The 18,760-nt window shown below is 70.0% G+C and carries 17 protein-coding genes; 8 read left to right on the forward strand and 9 right to left on the reverse strand.

Features of this window, described 5'->3' with window-relative positions; genetic code table 11:
• Positions 1 to 64 precede the first annotated feature (64 nt).
• Complete coding sequence (locus HEP74_RS08815; RefSeq protein WP_255427917.1) at positions 65 to 766, reverse strand: TetR/AcrR family transcriptional regulator; 702 nt, start codon at positions 764 to 766, stop codon at positions 65 to 67.
• 62 nt (positions 767 to 828) lie between these two features.
• Between HEP74_RS08815 and HEP74_RS08820 the strand changes: the two genes are divergently transcribed.
• The 3 genes from HEP74_RS08820 (at position 829) to HEP74_RS08830 (ending at position 5,742) form a co-directional block, all read left to right on the forward strand.
• Complete coding sequence (locus HEP74_RS08820) at positions 829 to 1,983, forward strand: efflux RND transporter periplasmic adaptor subunit (RefSeq protein ID WP_185816101.1); 1,155 nt, start codon at positions 829 to 831, stop codon at positions 1,981 to 1,983.
• A 6-nt stretch (positions 1,984 to 1,989) separates the two neighbouring features.
• Complete coding sequence (locus HEP74_RS08825; RefSeq protein ID WP_185816102.1) at positions 1,990 to 5,103, forward strand: efflux RND transporter permease subunit; 3,114 nt, start codon at positions 1,990 to 1,992, stop codon at positions 5,101 to 5,103.
• Between the two features lie 81 nt (positions 5,104 to 5,184).
• The gene (locus HEP74_RS08830) at positions 5,185 to 5,742 is read left to right on the forward strand and encodes an adenine phosphoribosyltransferase (RefSeq protein ID WP_185816103.1); all 558 of its coding nucleotides are present in this window, start codon (positions 5,185 to 5,187) and stop codon (positions 5,740 to 5,742) included.
• Positions 5,743 to 5,938: 196 nt separating this feature from the next.
• Here HEP74_RS08830 and HEP74_RS08835 read toward each other — a convergent pair whose 3' ends face one another.
• From HEP74_RS08835 to HEP74_RS08850, 4 genes are all read right to left on the reverse strand, one after another.
• Entirely contained in the window at positions 5,939 to 6,457 is a 519-nt protein-coding gene (locus HEP74_RS08835) for a DUF6985 domain-containing protein (protein WP_185816104.1), read from the reverse strand.
• Entirely contained in the window at positions 6,454 to 7,830 is a 1,377-nt protein-coding gene (dbpA, locus tag HEP74_RS08840; protein WP_185816105.1) for an ATP-dependent RNA helicase DbpA, read from the reverse strand. The genes HEP74_RS08835 and dbpA overlap by 4 nt, the downstream gene beginning before the upstream one ends.
• A gap of 90 nt (positions 7,831 to 7,920) precedes the next feature.
• Positions 7,921 to 8,613, reverse strand: coding sequence for an alpha/beta fold hydrolase (locus tag HEP74_RS08845; RefSeq protein WP_185816106.1), 693 nt, complete (start codon positions 8,611 to 8,613; stop codon positions 7,921 to 7,923).
• Between the two features lie 117 nt (positions 8,614 to 8,730).
• Positions 8,731 to 9,075, reverse strand: coding sequence for a hypothetical protein (locus tag HEP74_RS08850; protein ID WP_185816107.1), 345 nt, complete (start codon positions 9,073 to 9,075; stop codon positions 8,731 to 8,733).
• A 44-nt stretch (positions 9,076 to 9,119) separates the two neighbouring features.
• Here HEP74_RS08850 and HEP74_RS08855 point away from each other — a divergent pair, with 44 nt between their 5' ends.
• From HEP74_RS08855 to HEP74_RS21765, 3 genes are all read left to right on the forward strand, one after another.
• Positions 9,120 to 11,009, forward strand: a complete 1,890-nt coding sequence (locus HEP74_RS08855; protein ID WP_185816108.1) for an ATP-binding cassette domain-containing protein — start codon at positions 9,120 to 9,122, stop codon at positions 11,007 to 11,009.
• 195 nt (positions 11,010 to 11,204) lie between these two features.
• Positions 11,205 to 11,681 carry a transposase gene (locus tag HEP74_RS21760; protein WP_221893175.1) on the forward strand — a complete coding sequence of 159 codons (477 nt, stop codon included), beginning with the start codon at positions 11,205 to 11,207 and terminating at the stop codon, positions 11,679 to 11,681.
• Positions 11,627 to 12,202, forward strand: coding sequence for a transposase (locus tag HEP74_RS21765; protein ID WP_255427967.1), 576 nt, complete (start codon positions 11,627 to 11,629; stop codon positions 12,200 to 12,202). Before HEP74_RS21760 ends, HEP74_RS21765 begins: the two co-directional genes overlap by 55 nt.
• Before the next feature lie 353 nt (positions 12,203 to 12,555).
• On the opposite strand, the gene HEP74_RS08865 is transcribed toward HEP74_RS21765, so the two are convergent.
• Together HEP74_RS08865 and HEP74_RS08870 are read right to left on the reverse strand one after the other, a co-directional pair.
• The gene (locus HEP74_RS08865; protein ID WP_185816109.1) at positions 12,556 to 13,056 is read right to left on the reverse strand and encodes a barstar family protein; all 501 of its coding nucleotides are present in this window, start codon (positions 13,054 to 13,056) and stop codon (positions 12,556 to 12,558) included.
• Entirely contained in the window at positions 13,053 to 13,526 is a 474-nt protein-coding gene (locus HEP74_RS08870; RefSeq protein WP_185816110.1) for a guanyl-specific ribonuclease, read from the reverse strand. Before HEP74_RS08870 ends, HEP74_RS08865 begins: the two co-directional genes overlap by 4 nt.
• Before the next feature lie 335 nt (positions 13,527 to 13,861).
• Here HEP74_RS08870 and HEP74_RS08875 point away from each other — a divergent pair, with 335 nt between their 5' ends.
• Positions 13,862 to 14,473 carry a superoxide dismutase gene (locus HEP74_RS08875; RefSeq protein WP_179565274.1) on the forward strand — a complete coding sequence of 204 codons (612 nt, stop codon included), beginning with the start codon at positions 13,862 to 13,864 and terminating at the stop codon, positions 14,471 to 14,473.
• A 60-nt stretch (positions 14,474 to 14,533) separates the two neighbouring features.
• Here HEP74_RS08875 and HEP74_RS08880 read toward each other — a convergent pair whose 3' ends face one another.
• Positions 14,534 to 15,025: a helix-turn-helix domain-containing protein gene (locus HEP74_RS08880; protein ID WP_185816111.1), complete on the reverse strand. Its 492-nt coding sequence runs from the start codon at positions 15,023 to 15,025 to the stop codon at positions 14,534 to 14,536.
• 143 nt (positions 15,026 to 15,168) lie between these two features.
• A complete protein-coding gene (locus tag HEP74_RS08885; protein ID WP_185816112.1) occupies positions 15,169 to 15,567 on the reverse strand; it encodes a hypothetical protein in 399 nt (132 codons plus the stop codon).
• Positions 15,568 to 15,743: 176 nt separating this feature from the next.
• Here HEP74_RS08885 and HEP74_RS08890 point away from each other — a divergent pair, with 176 nt between their 5' ends.
• The gene (locus tag HEP74_RS08890; RefSeq protein WP_185816113.1) at positions 15,744 to 18,749 is read left to right on the forward strand and encodes a sensor histidine kinase; all 3,006 of its coding nucleotides are present in this window, start codon (positions 15,744 to 15,746) and stop codon (positions 18,747 to 18,749) included.
• The last annotated feature ends 11 nt before the right edge of the window (positions 18,750 to 18,760 follow it).

Genomic DNA, 18,760 nt, shown 5'->3' on the forward strand with positions numbered 1-18,760 from the left:
CATCTAGCAGAAAGCTCGGCATCGCCGCGATTTCCCAGTCGCGTCGTCAGGCCCGGGCTCGGCCTCAGCGCGAAGGCGCGCGATAGCGCCAGGCGGCGAGGAAGCTGGTCACCACTTCCGCCGCCAGCGCCTGCTGGCCCTCGCGATCCGGGGCCTGCCCGTTGAGCATCGCGCCGGGATAGGCGTAGCCGATCGCCGCGCCGATGAAGGCGCTGGCGGCCAGCGTGGGCGAGGCCACGCGCACGTCGCCGCGCGCATCCAGCATCTGCAGCAGGTCGCTCAGGCGCTGGCGCAGGCGCCCGGTGCGGCGCTGGTGCATCGACTGCAGCAGGTCCGGCATCTGCGCGCTGGCCTGTACCAGCAGCCGGTGCAGGCGCAGCGAGGACGGTGCGTACAGGTGCGTCTGCACGGTTAGCGCGATCTGCTGCAGCGCGCGCGGCAGGTCCTGCGAGGCCGCATCGCCGATGTTCTCCAGCTGCGCCTGCAGTTCTTCGTTCAACGCTTCGAACACCTGCATCAGCAGGTCGGCCTTGCTGGAAAAATGGTTGTACAGGCTCTGCCGGGTGAGCCCGGCATGCAGCGCGATCTGCTCCAGCGAGACCTCCAGGCCGTGCTCCAGCAGCAGCTCGCGGGCGGCGCGCAGCAACCGCGGCCGCGCCAGCGCCGGGCGTCCGCGCTGGCGCGCGGGCGGCGCAATCGCGCGCGCTTCCGCCGCCGCCGGGGTGGCGCGAGGCGGCGTGGCGCGGGCGATTGTGCGATCCTTCATGCTTATTTATTTGTCTTTAAGTAAATTAAATGATCCTCCCCCCAGCTTCCAGGATCAAGCGCATGCCCGCGCCCTTCGTCCAGCGTCCCCGCCGCACGCTGTCGTTGCTGCTGTCCGTCGCCCTCGTCACGCTCGCCGGCTGCAAGGGCGAGCGCACCGCGCCGCCGGCGCAGGCCAGGACCGTGGGGGTGGTGACCTTGCAGGCGCAGAGCGTGCCGCTCAGCGCGGAACTGGCCGGGCGCACCGCCGCCTCCGAAGAATCCGAAGTGCGCCCGCAGGTCGGCGGCATCCTGCGCAAGCGGCTGTTCGAGGAGGGCGCGCTGGTGCACGCCGGGCAGCCGCTGTTCCAGATCGAGCCGGTCCTGTACCAGGCCGCGGCCAACGAGGCGCAGGCCAACCTGGCCACCGCCGAGGCCACGCTGGCGACCGCCAAGCTGCGCGCCGAGCGCTATCGCGAGCTGGGCAAGACCCGGTTGGCCGCGCAGCAGGACGTGGACGACGCCCAGGCCACCTACAAGGAAGCGCTGGCCAGCCGCGACGCCAACCGCGCCGCGCTGGACACCGCGCGCACCCAGTTGCGCTTCGCCACGGTGGAGGCGCCGATCAGTGGCCGCATCGGCCGCGCGCGGGTGACCCCGGGCGCGCTGGTCACCGCCAGCCAGGCCGATGCGATCGCCAAGATCCAGCAGCTGGACCCGATGAACGTGGACATCACCCAGTCCGGCAGCCAGTTCCTGGCGCTGCGCCGCGCGATCGCCGACGGCGGGGTGCAGCCGGCGACCGCCGAAGTGCGGCTGAAGCTGTCCGACGGCAGCGACTATCCGCTGCCGGGCACGCTGCAGTTCGCCGACATCGACGTGGAGGAAACCACCGGCAGCGTGACCCTGCGCGCACGCTTCCCCAATCCCGACGCGCAGCTGCTGCCGGGCATGTACGTGCGTGCGATCGTCGGCCAGGGCATCCGCCAGCAGGCGCTGCTGGTGCCGCAGGCGGCGGTGGACCGCACCCCGCGCGGCGACGCGCAGGCCTGGGTGGTGGGCACCGACAACATCGTGCGCCAGCGCCAGTTCACCACGCTGCGCGCGGTCGGCGACCGTTGGCTGGTCGGCGACGGACTCAAGCCCGGCGAGCGGGTGGTGGTGGAGGGCCGGCAGGGACTGAGCGACGGCGCCAAGGTCACGGTCAAGCCGGCCGCCGCTGCCGCCGGCAAAGGCTGAGCCGGCATGCTCGCGCGCTTCTTCATCGCCCGCCCGATCTTCGCCTGGGTGCTGGCGATCTGCATCATGGCCGCCGGCGCCATCGCCGTGTTCACCCTGCCGGTGGAGCAGTATCCGGACATCGCCCCGCCCGGGGTCAACGTCACCGCCACCTACAACGGCGCCTCGGCGCAAACGGTGGAGGACAGCGTCACCCAGGTGATCGAGCAGCAGATCAAGGGCATCGACCACCTGCTGTACTTCTCCTCGACCAGTTCCTCGTCCGGGCAGGCGCGGATCAGCATCACCTTCGACCAGGCCGCCAATCCCGACATCGCCCAGGTGCAGGTGCAGAACGCGGTCAACCAGGCGCTCAACCGCCTGCCGCAGGAAGTGCAGCAGCAGGGCGTGACCGTGTCCAAGTCGCAGGGCGACAGCCTGATGGCGGTGGCGCTGTACGACAGCACCGACCGGCTGGACAACGTCGACATCTCCGACTACCTGATCAGCACCCTGCAGGACCCGATCAGCCGCATCAACGGCGTCGGCGAGATCAACGTGTTCGGTGCGCAGTACGCGATGCGCGTATGGATGGACCCGCACAAGCTCAACGCCTACAACCTGATGCCCGGCGACGTGCGCAGCGCGATCGAGGCGCAGAACACCCAGGTCACCGCTGGCGAACTCGGTGCGCTGCCCACCGGCGCCGACCAGGAGCTCAACGCCACGGTGACCGCGCAGTCGCGGCTGCAGACCGCCGAGCAGTTCCGCGCCATCATCCTGGCTACCCAGGCCGACGGCTCCAGCGTGCACCTGGGCGACGTGGCGCGGGTGGAGATCGGCGCGGAGAACTACCAGAACAGCGCCACGCTCAACGGCCATCCGGCGTCCGGCTTCTCGGTGACGCTGTCCTCCGGCGCCAATGCGGTGGCCACGTCCGACGCGGTGCGCGCCACCATCGAGCGGCTCAAGCCGACCTTTCCGCCGGGCATGGAAGTGGCCTACCCACGCGACAGCACGCCGTTCGTGCGGATCTCGATCGAGGGCGTGGTGCACACCCTGATCGAGGCGATCGTGCTGGTGGTGGTGGTGATGTTCCTGTTCCTGCAGAACGGCCGCGCCACGCTGATCCCGGCGATCACCGTGCCGGTGGTGCTGCTGGGTACGTTCGGCATCCTCGCCGCGGCCGGCTTCACCATCAATACGCTGACCCTGTTCGCGATGGTGCTGGCGATCGGCCTGCTGGTGGACGATGCGATCGTGGTGGTGGAGAACGTCGAGCGGATCATGCACGAGCAGCATCTGCCGCCGCGCGAGGCGACCGAGCAATCGATGGGCGAGATCACCGGCGCGCTGATCGGCATCACCGTGGTGCTGGGCGCGGTGTTCCTGCCGATGGCGTTCTTCGGCGGCTCCACCGGCATCATCTACCGGCAGTTCTCGATCACCATTGCCTCGGCGATGGCGCTGTCGGCGCTGGTCGCGCTGACCCTGACCCCGGCGCTGTGCGCGACCCTGCTCAAGCCGGTGGAAAAGGAGCGCCAGCTCGGACGCTTCTTCCGCTGGTTCAACCGCGGCGTGGAGCGCAGCCAGCAGGCCTACCAGCGCCGGCTCGGCACGCTGCTGCGGCAGCCGCGGCGCTGGATGGCGCTGTACGTGGTGATCGTGCTGGCGATGGCGGCGCTGTATGCGCGCATGCCGACCGGCTTCCTGCCGGTGGAAGACCAGGGCCAGGTGCAGATCCAGTTCACCACGCCCGAGGGCACGCCGCTGGCCAAGACCGAGGCGCTGGGTCGGCGCATCAACGATTACTTCATGGCGCACGAGAAGGACAACATCACCGCGGTGTTCATGGTGATCGGCCGCAACAACGCCGGCACCGGGCAGAACGCCGGCCAGGCCTTCGTCGCGCTGCGGCCGTGGGGCGAACGCAACCGCGACAACACCGCGCAGGCGATCATCGACCGCGCCAACAAGTATTTCCGCGGCACCGCCGACGCCAAGATCAGCGTGCTGTCGCCGCCGGCGGTGCGCGGCCTGGGCCAGTCCAGCGGCTTCGAGCTGTGGATCCGCGACAGCGACGGCGCCGGCCGTCCGGCCCTGCTGAAGGCGCAGCAGCAGGTGCTGCAGGAGGCCGGCGACGATCCGCAGCTGACCGCGGTGCGGCTCAACGGGCTGGGCGACAAGGCGCAGCTGCAGGTGGACATCGACCAGGCCCAGGCCAGCGCGCTGGGGCTGGCGCAGAGCGACATCAACGCCACGCTGTCCACGGCGTGGGGCGGCAGCTACGTCAACGACTTCATCGACCGCGGCCGGGTCAAGCGCGTGTACGTGCAGGGCGATGCGCCGTACCGCTCGCTGCCGGAAGACATCGGCCAGTGGTACGTACGCGGCAAGGACGGGCAGATGGCGCCGTTCGCCAGTTTCGCCAGCACCCACTGGACCCGTGGGCCGCAGCTGCAGCAGCGGTTCAACGGCCTGCCGGCGTCGCAGATCCAGGGCGGGGCCGCGGCCGACAGCAGTTCCGGCGAGGCGATGCAGCGGATGCAGGCGCTGGTCGCCAAGCAGAAGGGCTTCGACCTGCAGTGGAGCGGCCTGTCCTACCAGGAGCAGCTGTCGAGCAACCAGACGCTGTGGCTGTACACCGCCTCGATCGTGTTCATTTTCCTGTGCCTGGCGGCGCTGTACGAGAGCTGGTCGATTCCGGTGGCGGTGTTGCTGGTGATCCCGCTGGGCGTGCTCGGCACGGTCACCGCGACCACCCTGGCCGGCTTCGTCAACGACATCTATTTCCAGGTCGGCCTGCTGACCACGATCGGCCTGTCGGCGAAGAATGCGATCCTGATCGTGGAGTTCGCCGAGGCCGAGCAGCGCGCCGGGCGGCCGTTGCTGGAGGCGGCCCTGGAAGGCGCGCGGCTGCGCCTGCGGCCGATCGTGATGACCTCGCTGGCGTTCGTCGCCGGCGTGCTGCCGCTGGCGCTGTCCACCGGCGCCGGCGCGGCCAGCCGTCGTGAGATCGGCGTCAGCGTGATCGGCGGCATGCTCTCGGGCACGCTGCTGGCGGTGCTGCTGGTGCCGCTGTTCTTCGTGCTGGTGCGGCGCCTGCTGCATGGCCGGGCGGCGGACACGCAGGCCGGATAGGCCGTAGACGGGCGCTGCGGTGCCGCTGCGCGGCGCCGCATTGCGCCTAAAATGGGCGCTTCCCCACGCCGCGATGTCCCGATGAACGATTCCTCCTGCTGCGGCGCGCCCAGCGACGCACCGGCCCACTGGTCCGGCCGCATCCGCGATATCGCCGATTTCCCGAAGCCGGGCATCGTGTTCAAGGACATCACCCCACTGCTGGCCGACGGCCCGGATTTCGCCTCGGCGCTGGACGAGATGGCGCGTCCCTGGCGCACCACGCCGCTGGACGCGGTGCTGGGCATCGAGTCGCGCGGCTTCATCCTGGGTGCGGCGCTGGCGCACGAACTGCGTACCGGTTTCGTGCCGATCCGCAAGCCGGGCAAGCTGCCGGGCAAGACGGTGACCCAGGACTACACGCTGGAATACGGCAGCGACCGCATCGAGATGCACGCCGACGCGCTGCCGGCCGGCGCGCGGGTGCTGATCGTCGATGATGTGCTCGCCACCGGCGGCACCTTGCGTGCGGCGCTGTCGCTAGTGCGGCAGCTGCAGCTGGAGATCGTCGGTGCGGTGGTGCTGGTCGAGCTGCAGGCGCTGCAGGGGCGCGAGCGCTGGAGCGATGAAGTGCCGCTGTTGGCGACGCTGACGTATTAGGGCGGGACGGTGCAGGCGGATGCTGTCGTAGCGTGCGGCGCGCATCCGCTGCGGCAGTTGTCGCGGATCGTGCGGCTGCGCTGAGCGGGTCGAGGTCGAAGCGCCGAAGTCGGGTGCGCCTCGCGGCCGATCGTCGACAGGCGACCGGCCATCGACGGGGGCTATGCCGCGATCATGGCCGCCGCACGACGCCGCATCAGTGCGGGTAGACCACCGTTTCCAGGCTGGGGTCGGCGTAGGCGTCGGCGTGGCTCAGGTGCCCATCGAACGGGCCGACCTTGCAGATCCGTCCCTCGTGGGTGAACACCAGTTGCAGTCCGTGTTCCTGTTCCCAATCGCAATTGCATTCCAGGCTGATGCGGATACGGCCATCGCGATAGCGGCTGGCATAGGCCTCGTTGCCGAACTGGACGTGCTGCCACACCTGCGCCGGGCTATCGATGCGCGGCGAGGGCAGGCCGTGTTGCGCATGCAAGGTGTGCATGCGCCGGTAGTAGCCGAACACGTCCGCTGCGGCGGCATCCAGCACCGCCTGCTCGATGCGCAGGAACGCGGCGATGGCGGCACCGAAGTCGGCCTGCGCCGCATCGGCGGCATAGTCTTCGAGAACGAAGCTGCAGTCGTGTTGCAGCCAGCGCACCGGCACCTCGGCGCTCCAGGCGCTGCCGTCCTCGTCCTCCTCCAGCGAGGCGAGGATCTGCGCCAGCGCGGTCACAGCTTGCTGACTCGGAACCGGCGGCCCTTGATCTTGCCTGCCTGCAGCTGGCCCAGCGCCCGGCCGGCGTGCTCGCGGGCGATGGCGACGTAGGAGCGGGTCGCGTAGATCGCGATCTTGCCGATCGCCGCGCCCGACAGGCCGGCGTCGCCGGTCAGCGCGCCGAGGATGTCGCCGGCGCGCAGCTTGTCGGTCTTGCCGCCGTCGATGCGCAGCGTGACCATCGCCGCCTGCGGCAACTGCGCCGGGCGCGCGGTGGCCAGCGGGGCGCGCGACCAGCGCAGCGGCTGGCCCTGTTCGGCCTCCAGCGCCTGCGCGCGCGGCAGCTCGCGCGACGCCACCAGGCTCAGCGCCAGGCCGCGCTTGCCGGCACGCGCGGTGCGGCCGATGCGGTGGCGGTAGGTTTCGGTATCGGTCGGCAGTTCGTAGTTGAGCACCGCCGCCAGGTCTTCCACGTCCAGCCCGCGCGCGGCCACGTCGCTGGCGACCAGCACGTTGCAGCTGCGGTTGACGAAGCGCACCAGCACTTCGTCGCGGTCGCGCTGTTCCATGTCGCCGTGCAGCGCCAGCGCCGAGAAGCCGAACTGCTGCAGCGAGCCGGCCACTTCGTCGACCTCCTTGCGGGTGTTGCAGAACACCACGCTGGACTCGGGGGTGAAGCGCAGCAGCAGCCCGGCCACCGCCTTCTGCCGGTAGGTGGGGTCGACTTCGAAGAACTGCTGTTCGATCTCCGGCGCGCTGTCGGCGCCCTCGATGGTGATTTCCGCCGGTTCCTTCAGCAGCTCGCGCGCCAGGGTGCGGATCGCCTCGGGGAAGGTGGCCGAGAACAGCAGGCTCTGGCGGTGCTTGTCGCAGCGGCTGGCGATCTCGCGGATCGGCTCCTCGAAGCCCATGTCGAGCATGCGGTCGCCCTCGTCCAGCACCAGCGTGCGCACCCCGCCCAGGTGCAGCGCGCGCTTGCGTGCCAACTCCTGGATGCGGCCGGGCGTGCCGACCACCACCTGCGGGTCGTGCGCCTCCAGCGAGGCCAACTGCGGGCCCAGCGGCATGCCGCCGGTCAGCACCACCAGCTTCATGTTGGGAATACCGGTGGCCAGCTTGCGCAGTTGCTTGCCGACCTGGTCGGCCAGTTCGCGGGTCGGGCACAGCACCAGCGCCTGCGCGCGGGTCAGCGCCGGGTCCAGCTTGTGCAGCAGGCCCAGGCCGAACGCTGCGGTCTTGCCGCTGCCGGTGGGCGCCTGCACGATGACGTCCTGGCCGGCCAGGATCGGCGGCAGGCTCTGCGCCTGCACCGGGGTCATCGTGGTGTAGCCGAGCGCGTCGATGCCCGGCGCCAGCGCCGGGGAGAGGGACAGGGTGTCGAAATCGTTCATGCGGCATTTTAAGCGCAATGTGCCTGCCGCATGGCCGGGCGATCGCGCCGTCGGCGGGCGCCCAGCGCCCCAGCGATCGCACCGCCTGTCTCAGGCGAGCGCTTCGAACCAGTGGGCGATGGCACGCGCGCTGGCTGCCGGCGCGGTCTGCAGCAACAGGTGCGGGCCGGGAAGATCGACGCGGCGAGCGCCGGGAATGCGCGCCATGATCAGCTCGCCGGCCGAGCGGTGCATCAGCCGGTCATGGCTGGCACGCAGGTACAGCGTCGGCGTCTGGATGGACACCAGGTCGGTAGCGACATCGACCCGCAAGGCGCTGGCTGCACGGTCGCGCAGGACCTGCGGCGCGATCCGGCCTAGCGCCTGCGCAAGTTGCGCTTCCAGTTCCGGGGTCGCCCAACGGCCCAGCAGCGACCAGCGCAGTGCGGCGCGCGGCAGCTGGCGCACCGGGGCGAACCGGATCAGCGCCGCGAGCGGCGCCAGGACCGGTACCGGGTTGCGTGCGAATGTGGTGGACAGCACCAGCCCCGCCAGCCCCGGCGGTGGGCGCGCCGCGATCGACAGCGCGATGGGGCCGGAGAAGGATTCGCCGAGCAAGACGAATCGCTGATGCGGTGCCAGCGCCTGGCGTGCCAGCCGTTCCAGCGCGGCGTACGACGCCGACCGCTCGGTCGGATAGGCGACCACCGACACCTGCGCGAAGAAACGCTGCGCTTCGGTGGTGAACGCGGCGAGCAGGTCGGTCGTGCCGTCCAGGCCGGGTAGTACGACGAGCGTCGTCATTGCGTGCGCGGCACCCGGTACAAGGCCACGGCATCAAGGTGGCGGTGCGATGGCTCAGCGAACAATCGATGATGTCCAGACGCGGGATGGGTTCAGTCTACCTGGCCGGCAATTGTCCTAAACGGTTTCCGGCTGCAGCCCGAGTTCCGCCACCTTGCGCACGAAGCTGCGATAGCTGACCTCGGCGATCCCGATCCCGATCCCGATCGCGTCGGCGGCGGGCAGGCCGAGATCGGTCGGGCCGTCGTCCAGGTGCAGCAGGTAGCTGTGGAACCAGGGATTGGGATGGCTGACGTCGATTTCCAAGTCCACCCGGTAGCCCTCGCTGCCGCAGCACTCGCGTAGCAGTTCGATCAGCGCCTCGTGGGCGTCGTCGAAGTTGCCGGCGCCGAACTGCGCCTCGATCCGGTCCGCCGCGATGCGCAGGGTACGGCGGCGGTGGCCGGCGCGCGCGGCCGGCACAGGCTTTGGCTTCGGGGACGGGTGCATCAACGTACAATAGTCGAATGCCTCTTATCACCCTACAGAACGTCGACTACAGCGTCGGCGGCCCCTTGTTGCTGGAAAAGACCGAATTGTCGATCGAGCCGGGCGAGCGTATCGCCCTGATCGGCCGCAACGGCGCCGGCAAATCGACCTTGATGAAACTGATCGCCGGCGAGCTCAAGCCCGACGATGGCGAGATCCGCGTCCAGCAGGGCGTGCGCATCGCGCGGCTGGAGCAGGAGGTGCCGCACGGCGCCGCCGGCAGCGTGTTCGACGTGGTCGCCGACGGCCTGGGCGAGCTCGGCCACTGGCTGGCCGAGTTCCACCGGCTCAGCCATGCCGCCGAATTCGACGGCGATGCGCTGGGCGCGGTGCAGTCCAAGATCGACGGCGCCAACGGCTGGGCGCTGGACCAGCGGGTCAACGAGACCCTGACCCGGCTCGACCTGGACGGCGACGCGGAGTTCGCGCGGCTGTCCGGCGGCATGAAGCGGCGCGTGCTGCTGGCGCGCGCGCTGGTGTCGGCGCCGGACCTGCTGCTGCTCGACGAGCCGACCAACCACCTGGACATCGAGGCGATCGACTGGCTGGAACTGTTCCTGAAAGGCTGGAACGGCAGCGTGGTGTTCGTCACCCACGACCGGCGTTTCCTCCGAGCCCTGGCCACGCGCATTGTCGAGATCGACCGCGGCCAGGTCACCAGCTGGCCCGGCGACTGGGCCAACTACGAGCGCCGCCGCGAGGAGCGGCTCAACGCGCAGGCGCAGGAGAACGCGCGCTTCGACAAGATGCTGGCGCAGGAAGAAGTGTGGATCCGCCAGGGCATCAAGGCGCGCCGCACCCGCGACGAAGGCCGCGTGCGGCGCCTGGAGTCGATGCGCAACGAGCGCACCCAGCGCCGGGAGCTCGGCGGCAATGTGCGCATGGAGGCGGCGCAGGGCGAGTCCTCGGGCAAGAAGGTGATCGAGGCCAAGGAGCTGTGCTTCGCCTTCGGCGCGCGGACCATGGTGCGCGATTTCTCCAGCACCATCCTGCGCGGCGACCGCATCGGCCTGATCGGTCCCAACGGCAGCGGCAAGACCACGCTGCTGAAGCTGCTGCTGGGCGAGCTGACCCCGGGCAGCGGCGAGGTGCGCACCGGCACCAACCTGCAGGTGGCCTATTTCGACCAGTACCGCGCCACCTTGCGCGAGGACTGGAGCGCGATCGAGAACGTCGCCGAGGGCCGCGACTTCATCGAGGTCAACGGCAAGCGCAAGCACGTGCACGGCTATCTGCAGGATTTTCTGTTCACCCCGGAACGCGCGCGCGCGCCGATCACCCGCCTGTCCGGCGGCGAGCGCAACCGCCTGTTGCTGGCGCGGTTGTTCGCACAGCCGTCCAACCTGCTGGTGATGGACGAACCGACCAACGACCTGGACGTGGAGACGCTGGAGCTGCTGGAAGAGCTGCTCGGCGACTACACCGGCACCTTGCTGCTGGTCAGCCACGACCGCGATTTCATCGACAACGTGGTGACCTCGACCATGGTGATGGAAGGCGATGGCCGCATCGGCGAGTACGTCGGCGGTTACAGCGACTGGGTGCGGCAGCGCGCCGCGCCGCCGGCCAGTGCGATGGCGGTGGCCAAGGCCTCGGCCACTGCGGCGGCGACCGCGCCGGCGGTTGCCGCTGCCGCGGCGCCGGCGGCCAAGCGCAAGCTCAGCTACAAGGATGCGCGCGAGCTGGAGCAGTTGCCGGCGCGGATCGAGACCCTTGAGCAGCAGGTGGCGGCATTGACCGCGGCGATGACCGAGTCGTCGTTCTACCAGCGCGATGCGGCGGCGGTGACCGCGCATACGCAGGCGCTGACCCAGGCGCAGGCCGAGCTGGACGCGGCCTATGCGCGTTGGAGCGAGCTGGACGCGTAACTGCGTTGGTTGGCGCGGGGTTCTCTGCTACAGGCGCTCGCCCTTGGATGGACGGGCGCACTGTAGGAGGGACTTCAGTCCCGACAGCTTCCGAAGCTGGAGAATCCACGGCTTCGCTCGTCGCGACTGAAGGGCACCTCTAAAAACCTCCTTCTTTGGCATCATATGGTCAGAAGAGAGAGCCGAGGCCCCGCGATGATCAGCCTGTTTGCCGGACACGAACGCGAAGCCAAGCGCCAGCAGATAGGCGACCCGCTGACCCTGCTTTCGCGTCATATCGATTTCGCAGCGATTGCCCAAGCCGTCGATGCGAAGCTGTCCTTGGGCACCGGCACGCGCGGGGGCCGTCCAGCCTGGCCGACGGTGGTGATGGTCAAACTGCTGCTGTTGCAGCAGCTATACAACCTCTCTGACGATGCGCTGGAGTACCAGGTGCTGGATCGGCGCAGTTTCCAGCAGTTCCTTGGACTGGAACACAGCGGCAAGGTGCCTGACGCCAAGACGATCTGGGTGTGGCGCGAGCGGCTCAAGGCGCAGGATGTGATGGGCGACATCAGCGCAGCGGTCGGCGTGCAATTGGCGGCCAGATCATCGATGCGAGCATCGTCAGCGCCCCGATCCAACGCAACACGCGCGAGGAAAACGCACAGATCAAGCAGGGTGGCGAGGTAGGCCAAGACTGGAGCGACGCCAAGCGGGCGCAGAAGGATGTGCAAGCCCGCTGGACCCGCAAGCACGGCAAGGCGCATTACGGCTACAAGCTGCACGCCAGCACCGATCGGCGTTGGGGCTTCATCCGCCGCCATGCGGTGAGCGCAGCCAACGTGCATGACAGCCGACACTTCGAGGAGGTGCTGGATCCCAGCAATACCGGACGCACTGTGTGGGCCGATAGTGGCTATGCCGACGCATCGCGGGAGGCCGATCTCACGCAACGCGGTTATCGGGCGGCCATCCAACACCAGGGCCAGGCGCGCAAGCCGCTAAGCGCGGCCGAACAGCGCCGCAACCGGCGGCTTGCCAAGGACCGGGTGTTCGGCGAACACCCGTTCGCGCGGCTGGCGCAGCAGGGCGGTAAATGCCTGCGCACCATCGGGTTGGCACGGGCCACGGTAGTGATCGGGTTGAAGGTCGCCAGTCACAACCTGATGCGGCTGGCGCGGCTGCAGCAGCGGGCCATGGCGCCCGCGTGAGCGGGTGAGGCGGCCAATCCGGCCGCTCTTCCTACATCCAGGACCCCTGCGAAGCACGTCGGCTTCCTCGAACAGACGCAGCGGCAGCGCCTTTGCAGCCCACTTCAGTGAAATGACGGGTTGTTCGAGGTGCCCTGAAGTCGCTCCCACAAGGGATCTCGGCGTGCCGGCTGGGTGCACTGTGGGAGGGACTTCAGTCCCAACGCGATCTGGTTGCGGTGACTTCGCCGCTTCGTTTGTCGCGGCTGAAGCCGCTCCTACAACGGTCTTGCGGCCAGCGTGCCGGGTGCGCTGTGGGCAGGACCCAGTAGCGAAGAGGCGCCAGCCGCGCGACTGCGCGGCCGGCACTTCGCTCAGTGCGAAGCGGCTTCTTCTTCGTCGTCGTCTTCGTCCAGGTCATCGGCCTGGCTGTCGCGCTCATCGGTCTCGGCCTCGTCGCCGGTCAGCAGGCCGACGAAGGCGACGAAGGCGATGCCGTCCTGGGCCCATTCCTTGGCCACGTCGTCGAGCAGTTCCAGCAGCACGTCGAAATCCTTCTTCGCCACCGATTGCAGTTCGGCCGCGTCTTCCAGCAGCAGCGCATAGCCGCCCTTGGCCGGCAGCCACGACAGGTCGCGCAGGCCGTCCATCAATGCATCCCAGTTGCGGCCGAAACCGATCGGGAAGTCCAGCTGCGCGGCCAGCCGCATCAGCAGCATCGGCTTGCTGCTGCAGCCCTGCAGGTCGATCCGGCACAGCCGCAGGCCGGCGTCTCGGCCGAGCGCGGCGATGCTGTCCAGGTCGCTGTTGGCGACGCGATAGACGCCGGATGCGGCCGGCTCGGCCAGGTTGAGCGAAAAATTGAAAGTGTTCATGGCGACGGCCTCCCGGAGGCGATGCTGAAACTGCGGAAACTGGCGTAGTGGTCGTCGCTGTAGTACCAGACGTCCGGCGGGTCGCCGCCGGTGACGATGCGCCGCGTCCCGCGGTGCTCCAGCCCCGGCGTGTCGACGGTGTATTCGCGATAGTAGCCGCGCGGGCGTGACGGCAGCCGGTTTTCGCGGTTGCCGAACACGCTGCCGTCCTGGCGGTGCGGGAACGGACCGCCGCGCTGGATCAGGGCGATGGTGGCGCGCGCTTCGGGCGGCAGGAACGCCGGCAGCGTGGTGTCAGTGCTCGCGGCCGGCGTGGCCGGCGGCTGCGCCGGTGCAGGCGCCGGCAGCGGCGCGGGATTGGTGAGCGCGGGTGCGAACTGCGGATGCGGCGGCTGCTGCACTGCGCGGATGCCCCACAGCCCGGCGGCGAGCAGCACGATCGCGGCGATCAGTAACACGGGCTTGCGCATCGGGGGGAAGCTCCAGCGAGAACGGCGGGCGCCGCGTTCTGGCGCAGCAGCGGCACAGTATGGGCGAGCGCGGCTGTTCGTGCTCTTAACCATGCGCCAGCAATGGGGGGCCTGGCATCGCAGCGGCGTTGCGGACGCCGCTGCAACGCGCGATTCACATTCGACTAACCGGGTGCTGGCGCATGTTAGCCGCCGATCTGCGGCGTCGGCCGGCACTGCCGCTGCGCGTTGGGACGATGTTTCCCCAACGCCAGTCTTGGTATGGTCGCCGGTCGTCCCTACCATTCATCACGCAACGTCCGTCCTTCCGGCGGGCGAAAGTCCAGGAGAACCACATGGCCTATACCCTCCCCAAGCTGCCTTACGCCTACGACGCGCTGGAACCGCATATCGATGCGCAGACGATGGAAATCCATCACACCAAGCATCACCAGACCTACATCAACAACGTCAACGCCGCGCTGGAAGGCACCGAGTACGCCGACCTGCCGGTCGAGGCGCTGGTGTCCAAGCTGAAGTCGCTGCCGGAGAACCTGCAGGGTCCGGTGCGCAACAACGGCGGTGGCCATGCCAACCATTCGCTGTTCTGGACGGTGATGGCGCCCAACGCCGGTGGCACTCCGGTCGGTGAGGTCGCCAAGGCGATCGACAGCCAGCTCGGCGGTTTCGACAAGTTCAAGGAAGCCTTCACCAAGGCCGCGCTGACCCGCTTCGGCAGCGGCTGGGCATGGCTGAGCGTGACCCCGGACAAGAAGATCGTGGTCGAAAGCACCGCCAACCAGGACAGCCCGCTGTTCGAGGGCAACACGCCGATCCTGGGCCTGGACGTGTGGGAACACGCCTACTACCTGAAGTACCAGAACCGCCGCCCGGATTACATCGGCGCGTTCTTCAACGTGGTGGACTGGAACGAAGTCGAGCGCCGCTACCACGCCGCGATCGCCTGATCGCGCCGGCAGCGCCGTCGATCGAAAGGCCGGGTTCGCCCGGCCTTTCCTTTTGTGCGCTCAGGCGGCCGGCAGGCACAGCCTGGCGGTGCCTGGCATGCGATCGGAGTCGTTGTCGGGCACTGCGCCCGGCGTGTCGGCACCGGCGATGTCGCGGTTGTGCCGCGCATACCAGCCCGGAGTCGCGCCGGTGACGCGGCGGAAGCTGTTGACGAAATGGCTCTGGTCGAAGAAGCCGAGTTCGTAGGCCACGGTGCTGACCGAGTGGCGTCCGCTCAACAGCAGTTGCCGGGCGCGTTCGATCCGCCGCTGCAGCAGGTATTGCATCGGGCTGTGGCCGGTGCTCAGGCGGAACATGCGTGCGAAGTGGTAGCGGCTGACGCAGGCGGCGTTGGCGATGTCGGCCAGGCCGATGCGTTCGGCCAGATGGTGGTCGATGTAGTGCTGGGCGCGGGCCAGTGCGCACGGGCGCAGGCCTTTGCCGGCGGCGCTGGCGGCGGGTGGATCGTCGGTGGCGGTGGAACGCGGGGCGGGAGCGTGGGGGCGGGGCATGGCGTGTCTCCTGGGAAGCGCCGGAACCGCATGCGCGCGATCTCCGCTGGCGCCTGCGGCATGCGCGTGGATGCGTTTCCGGGACCTGTCCATGCTGCTGCCGGCGCCGCCGCGCGGCCACCCCATTCCGGCAGAGCGGATGCTCACCCGTTCGGGGGATTCCGCTGCGAGGTCTTCGCCGGTTCGCGCGGCAACATCAGCAGGCGCCGGCCGAAACAGCGCGCGTCGAGCGAATAGGCGCCGGGCCCGAGCAGCGCCAGTGCCAGCGCCGGCAGCGCCGCCAGCAGCGCGCTGCCCGCCGCAGTGGTGCCATGCCACAGCGCCAGCGCCGGCACCGCGCAGGCCAGCGCGGCGGCGAGCGGGGTGAGCGCGCCGGCCGCCGCCAACAGCGCGAGCACCAGTGCCGGCCAACGCCAATGTGGCGGCAATGCCCAGGCGCCGCTGGCGCTGGACGGCCACAGGCTCAGCGCCAGGAACAGACGCAGGGCCAGCAGCCCGAGGCCGGCGCTGCCGCCGGGGAACATGGAGTAAAGTCGTTGCATGGCCCTCAGGCTAAGGCCGGCGCAGCACGCCGGCCTAGCCGTATTCGGGGCAGCGCCACATCCCTCGATCGGGGCGTTGGCGGGGTCGGCGCAGCCGCCGAAAATCCGGTTTTTTCCTTTAGCGAGCGAGAGAAAGCGCAGTGCGAAGTCTGCGAAGACGGCTTTGGGCGGGCGCCGTGCTGGTGCTCGGCCTGGCCTTCGCGGCGACGCTAGCCGCGGGCACACCGACGCCGTTGCGGCCGACGCCGCTGCACAACAGCGCCTGGCGGGTGGAGCAGGGCGCGCCGGCGGACGTGTGGGCGCTGGCGCAGTCGAGCGACGGCTATCTGTGGATGGCCACCGGGTTCGGCCTGTACCGCTTCGACGGCGAGCGCTTCGAGCGCCGCGAGCCGGCGCATGGCGCGCACCTGCTGTCGCAGAATGTGACCGCGCTGAGCGTGCTGCCGGACGGGCGCATGTGGCTGGGCTATTTCGACGGCGGCGCCAGCATGCTGCAAGGCGACCGGGTGCTGAATTACGGCGCGGCCGAGGGCTTCCCGGCCGGGCCGGTGGCGCGGCTGGAACTGGACGGGCAGGGCGCGCTGTGGGCGGCCACCTGGGCCGGGCTGGCCCGCTTCGATGGCCGCCATTGGCAGCGCATCGGCGCCGACTGGGGGTATCCGTCCGCACGCGCCGACTGGCTGCTGCGCGACCGCCGCGGCGTGCTGTGGGTGAGCAGCGGCGACAGCGTGCTGCGGCTGCGCCCGGGCGCGCGCCGCTTCGAGCCGACTGGCATCGCCACCATGCTGTACGCGGTGCTGGCCGAAAGCCCGGACGGCCGCATCTGGCTGTCGGACCGGCGTGGCGGCACCCGCGTCATCGCCGCTGCCGACGGCACCCTGCTGCCGGCGGCGGCGCAGGTCGCCGCGCCGGCGCTGCGCAGCCTGGCGGCACGGCGCATGGGCTTCGCCCGCGACGGCAGCCTGTGGCTGTCCGACTTCCAGGCGCGCGGCGCGGTGCGGGTGGTGCTGGACGATCCGCACGCGCCGCGGCTGGAGCATTTCCGCCGCAGCGACGGGCTGGCCTCCGACTACGCCGCGCCGGTGCTGGAGGACAAGGAAGGCAATGTCTGGATCGGCAGCACGCTCGGTCTCAACCGCTACCGGCAGCGCAACGTGATGGCGCTGCCCGGTCAGCCCGGCGCGCAGGCCGGCGAAGTCGAAGTGCATGCGCAGCCCGACGGCAGCGTGCTGGTCTCCGATCCGCAGGGCATGTTCCGCGCCGACCGCGCCGCGGCCGAGCGGCTGCTGCGCGGCGAACCGCTGGCGCAGGAGTACGCGCGGCTGCACGACAGCGGCTGGGTACTCGGTGCCGACGCCATCGTGCGCCTGCGCCACGGGCGCCGCGAGGCGGTCGCGCTGCCGGCCGGGTTCGCGCCGCGGCAGGCGCGCGCGTTCCTGTCCGATCGCGCCGGCGCTGCCTGGATTGCGGTCGCCGAACATGGCGTGTTCCGCTACCGCGACGGGCAATGGACGCGGCAGACCCGGCTGCCGCTGGCGACCTGCACCGCGATCGCCGAAGACGCGCAGGGCCGCTACTGGTTCGGCTACGCGTCCGGTGAAGTGCGGCAGTTGCAGGGCGAGCGGGTGCGCACGTTCGCGGCCGGCGACGGCGTGCAGGTCGGCCGGGTCAATACCATCCATGCCGGCGCCGGCGCGCTGCTGGTGGCCGGCGAACTGGGTATCGCGCAATGGCAGGGCGCGCGCTTCGCGACGCTGCCGCCGTCGCGCGCGCCGGGCCTGCGCGGCATCACCGGTATCGCGGAGAGCGAGGACGGCGAGCTGTGGCTCAACGGTGCGGTCGGCGTGTCGCGGATCGGCCGGCGCCAACTCGACGCGGCGCTGGGCACTGCCGCGGCGACGCTGCAACCAGCCTACTACGGTGCCGCCGACGGCTTGCCCGGCCTGGCGGTGCAGGCCAGCCGCAGCGGCACCGCGGCGCGCGACGGCGACGGCCTGGTGTGGCTGGCCACCAGCCAGGGCCTAGCCTGGATCGACACCCGGCGCCTGTGGCGCAACCCGTGGCCGCCGCAGGTGTTCGTGCGCGCGCTGTTCGCCAACGAGCGGCCGCTGCCGCTGGACGCGCCGCTGCTGTTGCCCAAGGGCACCACGCGTTTGCAGATCGCCTACACCGCGACCAGCCTGACCTCGCCGGAGCGGATGCGTTTCCGCTTCCGCCTGGACGGCGTGGACGAGGCCTGGCGCGACGCCGGCGCGCGCCGCGAGGCGTTCTACACCAACCTGCGTCCTGGCCAGTACCGCTTCCGGGTGATCGCCGCCAACAACGACGGGGTCTGGAACACGCACGGCGCCACGTTGCGCTTCGGCATCGCGCCGCGTTTCGTGCAGACCCCGGCGTTCTGGCTGCTGTGCGCGCTGGCGCTGCTGCTGGCGTTGTCGGCGCTGTACCTGCTGCGCATGCGCCAGCTGGCCACGCGGCTGCGGCTGCGGCTGGAAGAGCGCTACCAGGAGCGCGAACGCATCGCCCGCGAGCTGCACGACACCTTGCTGCAGGGCTACCAGGGACTGATCCTGCGCACCCATGCGGCGTTGGGCACGCTGCCGGCCGAGGCGCCGTTGCGACGCGAACTGGAGAGCACGCTGGATCGCGCCGAACAGGCGCTGGAGCAGGGCCGCGACCGGGTCGAGGGCCTGCGCGCCAGCGCCGGGAACACGCCCTCGCTGCCCACCGCCTTCGCCGACATGCTTGAGGAACTGGGCGCGGATTCGCAGGTGCAGCGGCGGGTGCTGGTCGAAGGCGCGCCGCTGCCGCTGCAGCCGCTGGTCGCCGACGAGCTGTACCAGCTCGGCCGCGAGGCGCTGCTCAACGCGTTCCGGCATGCGCAGGCGAGCAGCATCGAGGTCGAGATCGCCTACGGCCGCGATGCGCTGCGGCTGCGTTTCCGCGACGACGGCCGCGGCATCGAGCCGCAGGTGCTGGCCGCGGGCGGCCGCGCCGGGCATTGGGGGCTGACCGGCATGCAGGAGCGCGCGCGGCGCATCGAGGCGCGGCTGGATGTGTGGTCGCGGCCAGGCATGGGCACCGAACTCAATCTGCGCCTGCCGGCGCGCCGCGCCTACCGCGAACCGGCGCGAAACCGGCTATGGTGCCGCCTGCGCCGGTGGCTGCCGGGAACCGACTGAGTGAGCGACCC

The sequence above is a fragment of the Xanthomonas sp. SS genome, assembly GCF_014236835.1.
Classification (GTDB): Bacteria; Pseudomonadota; Gammaproteobacteria; order Xanthomonadales; family Xanthomonadaceae; genus Xanthomonas_A.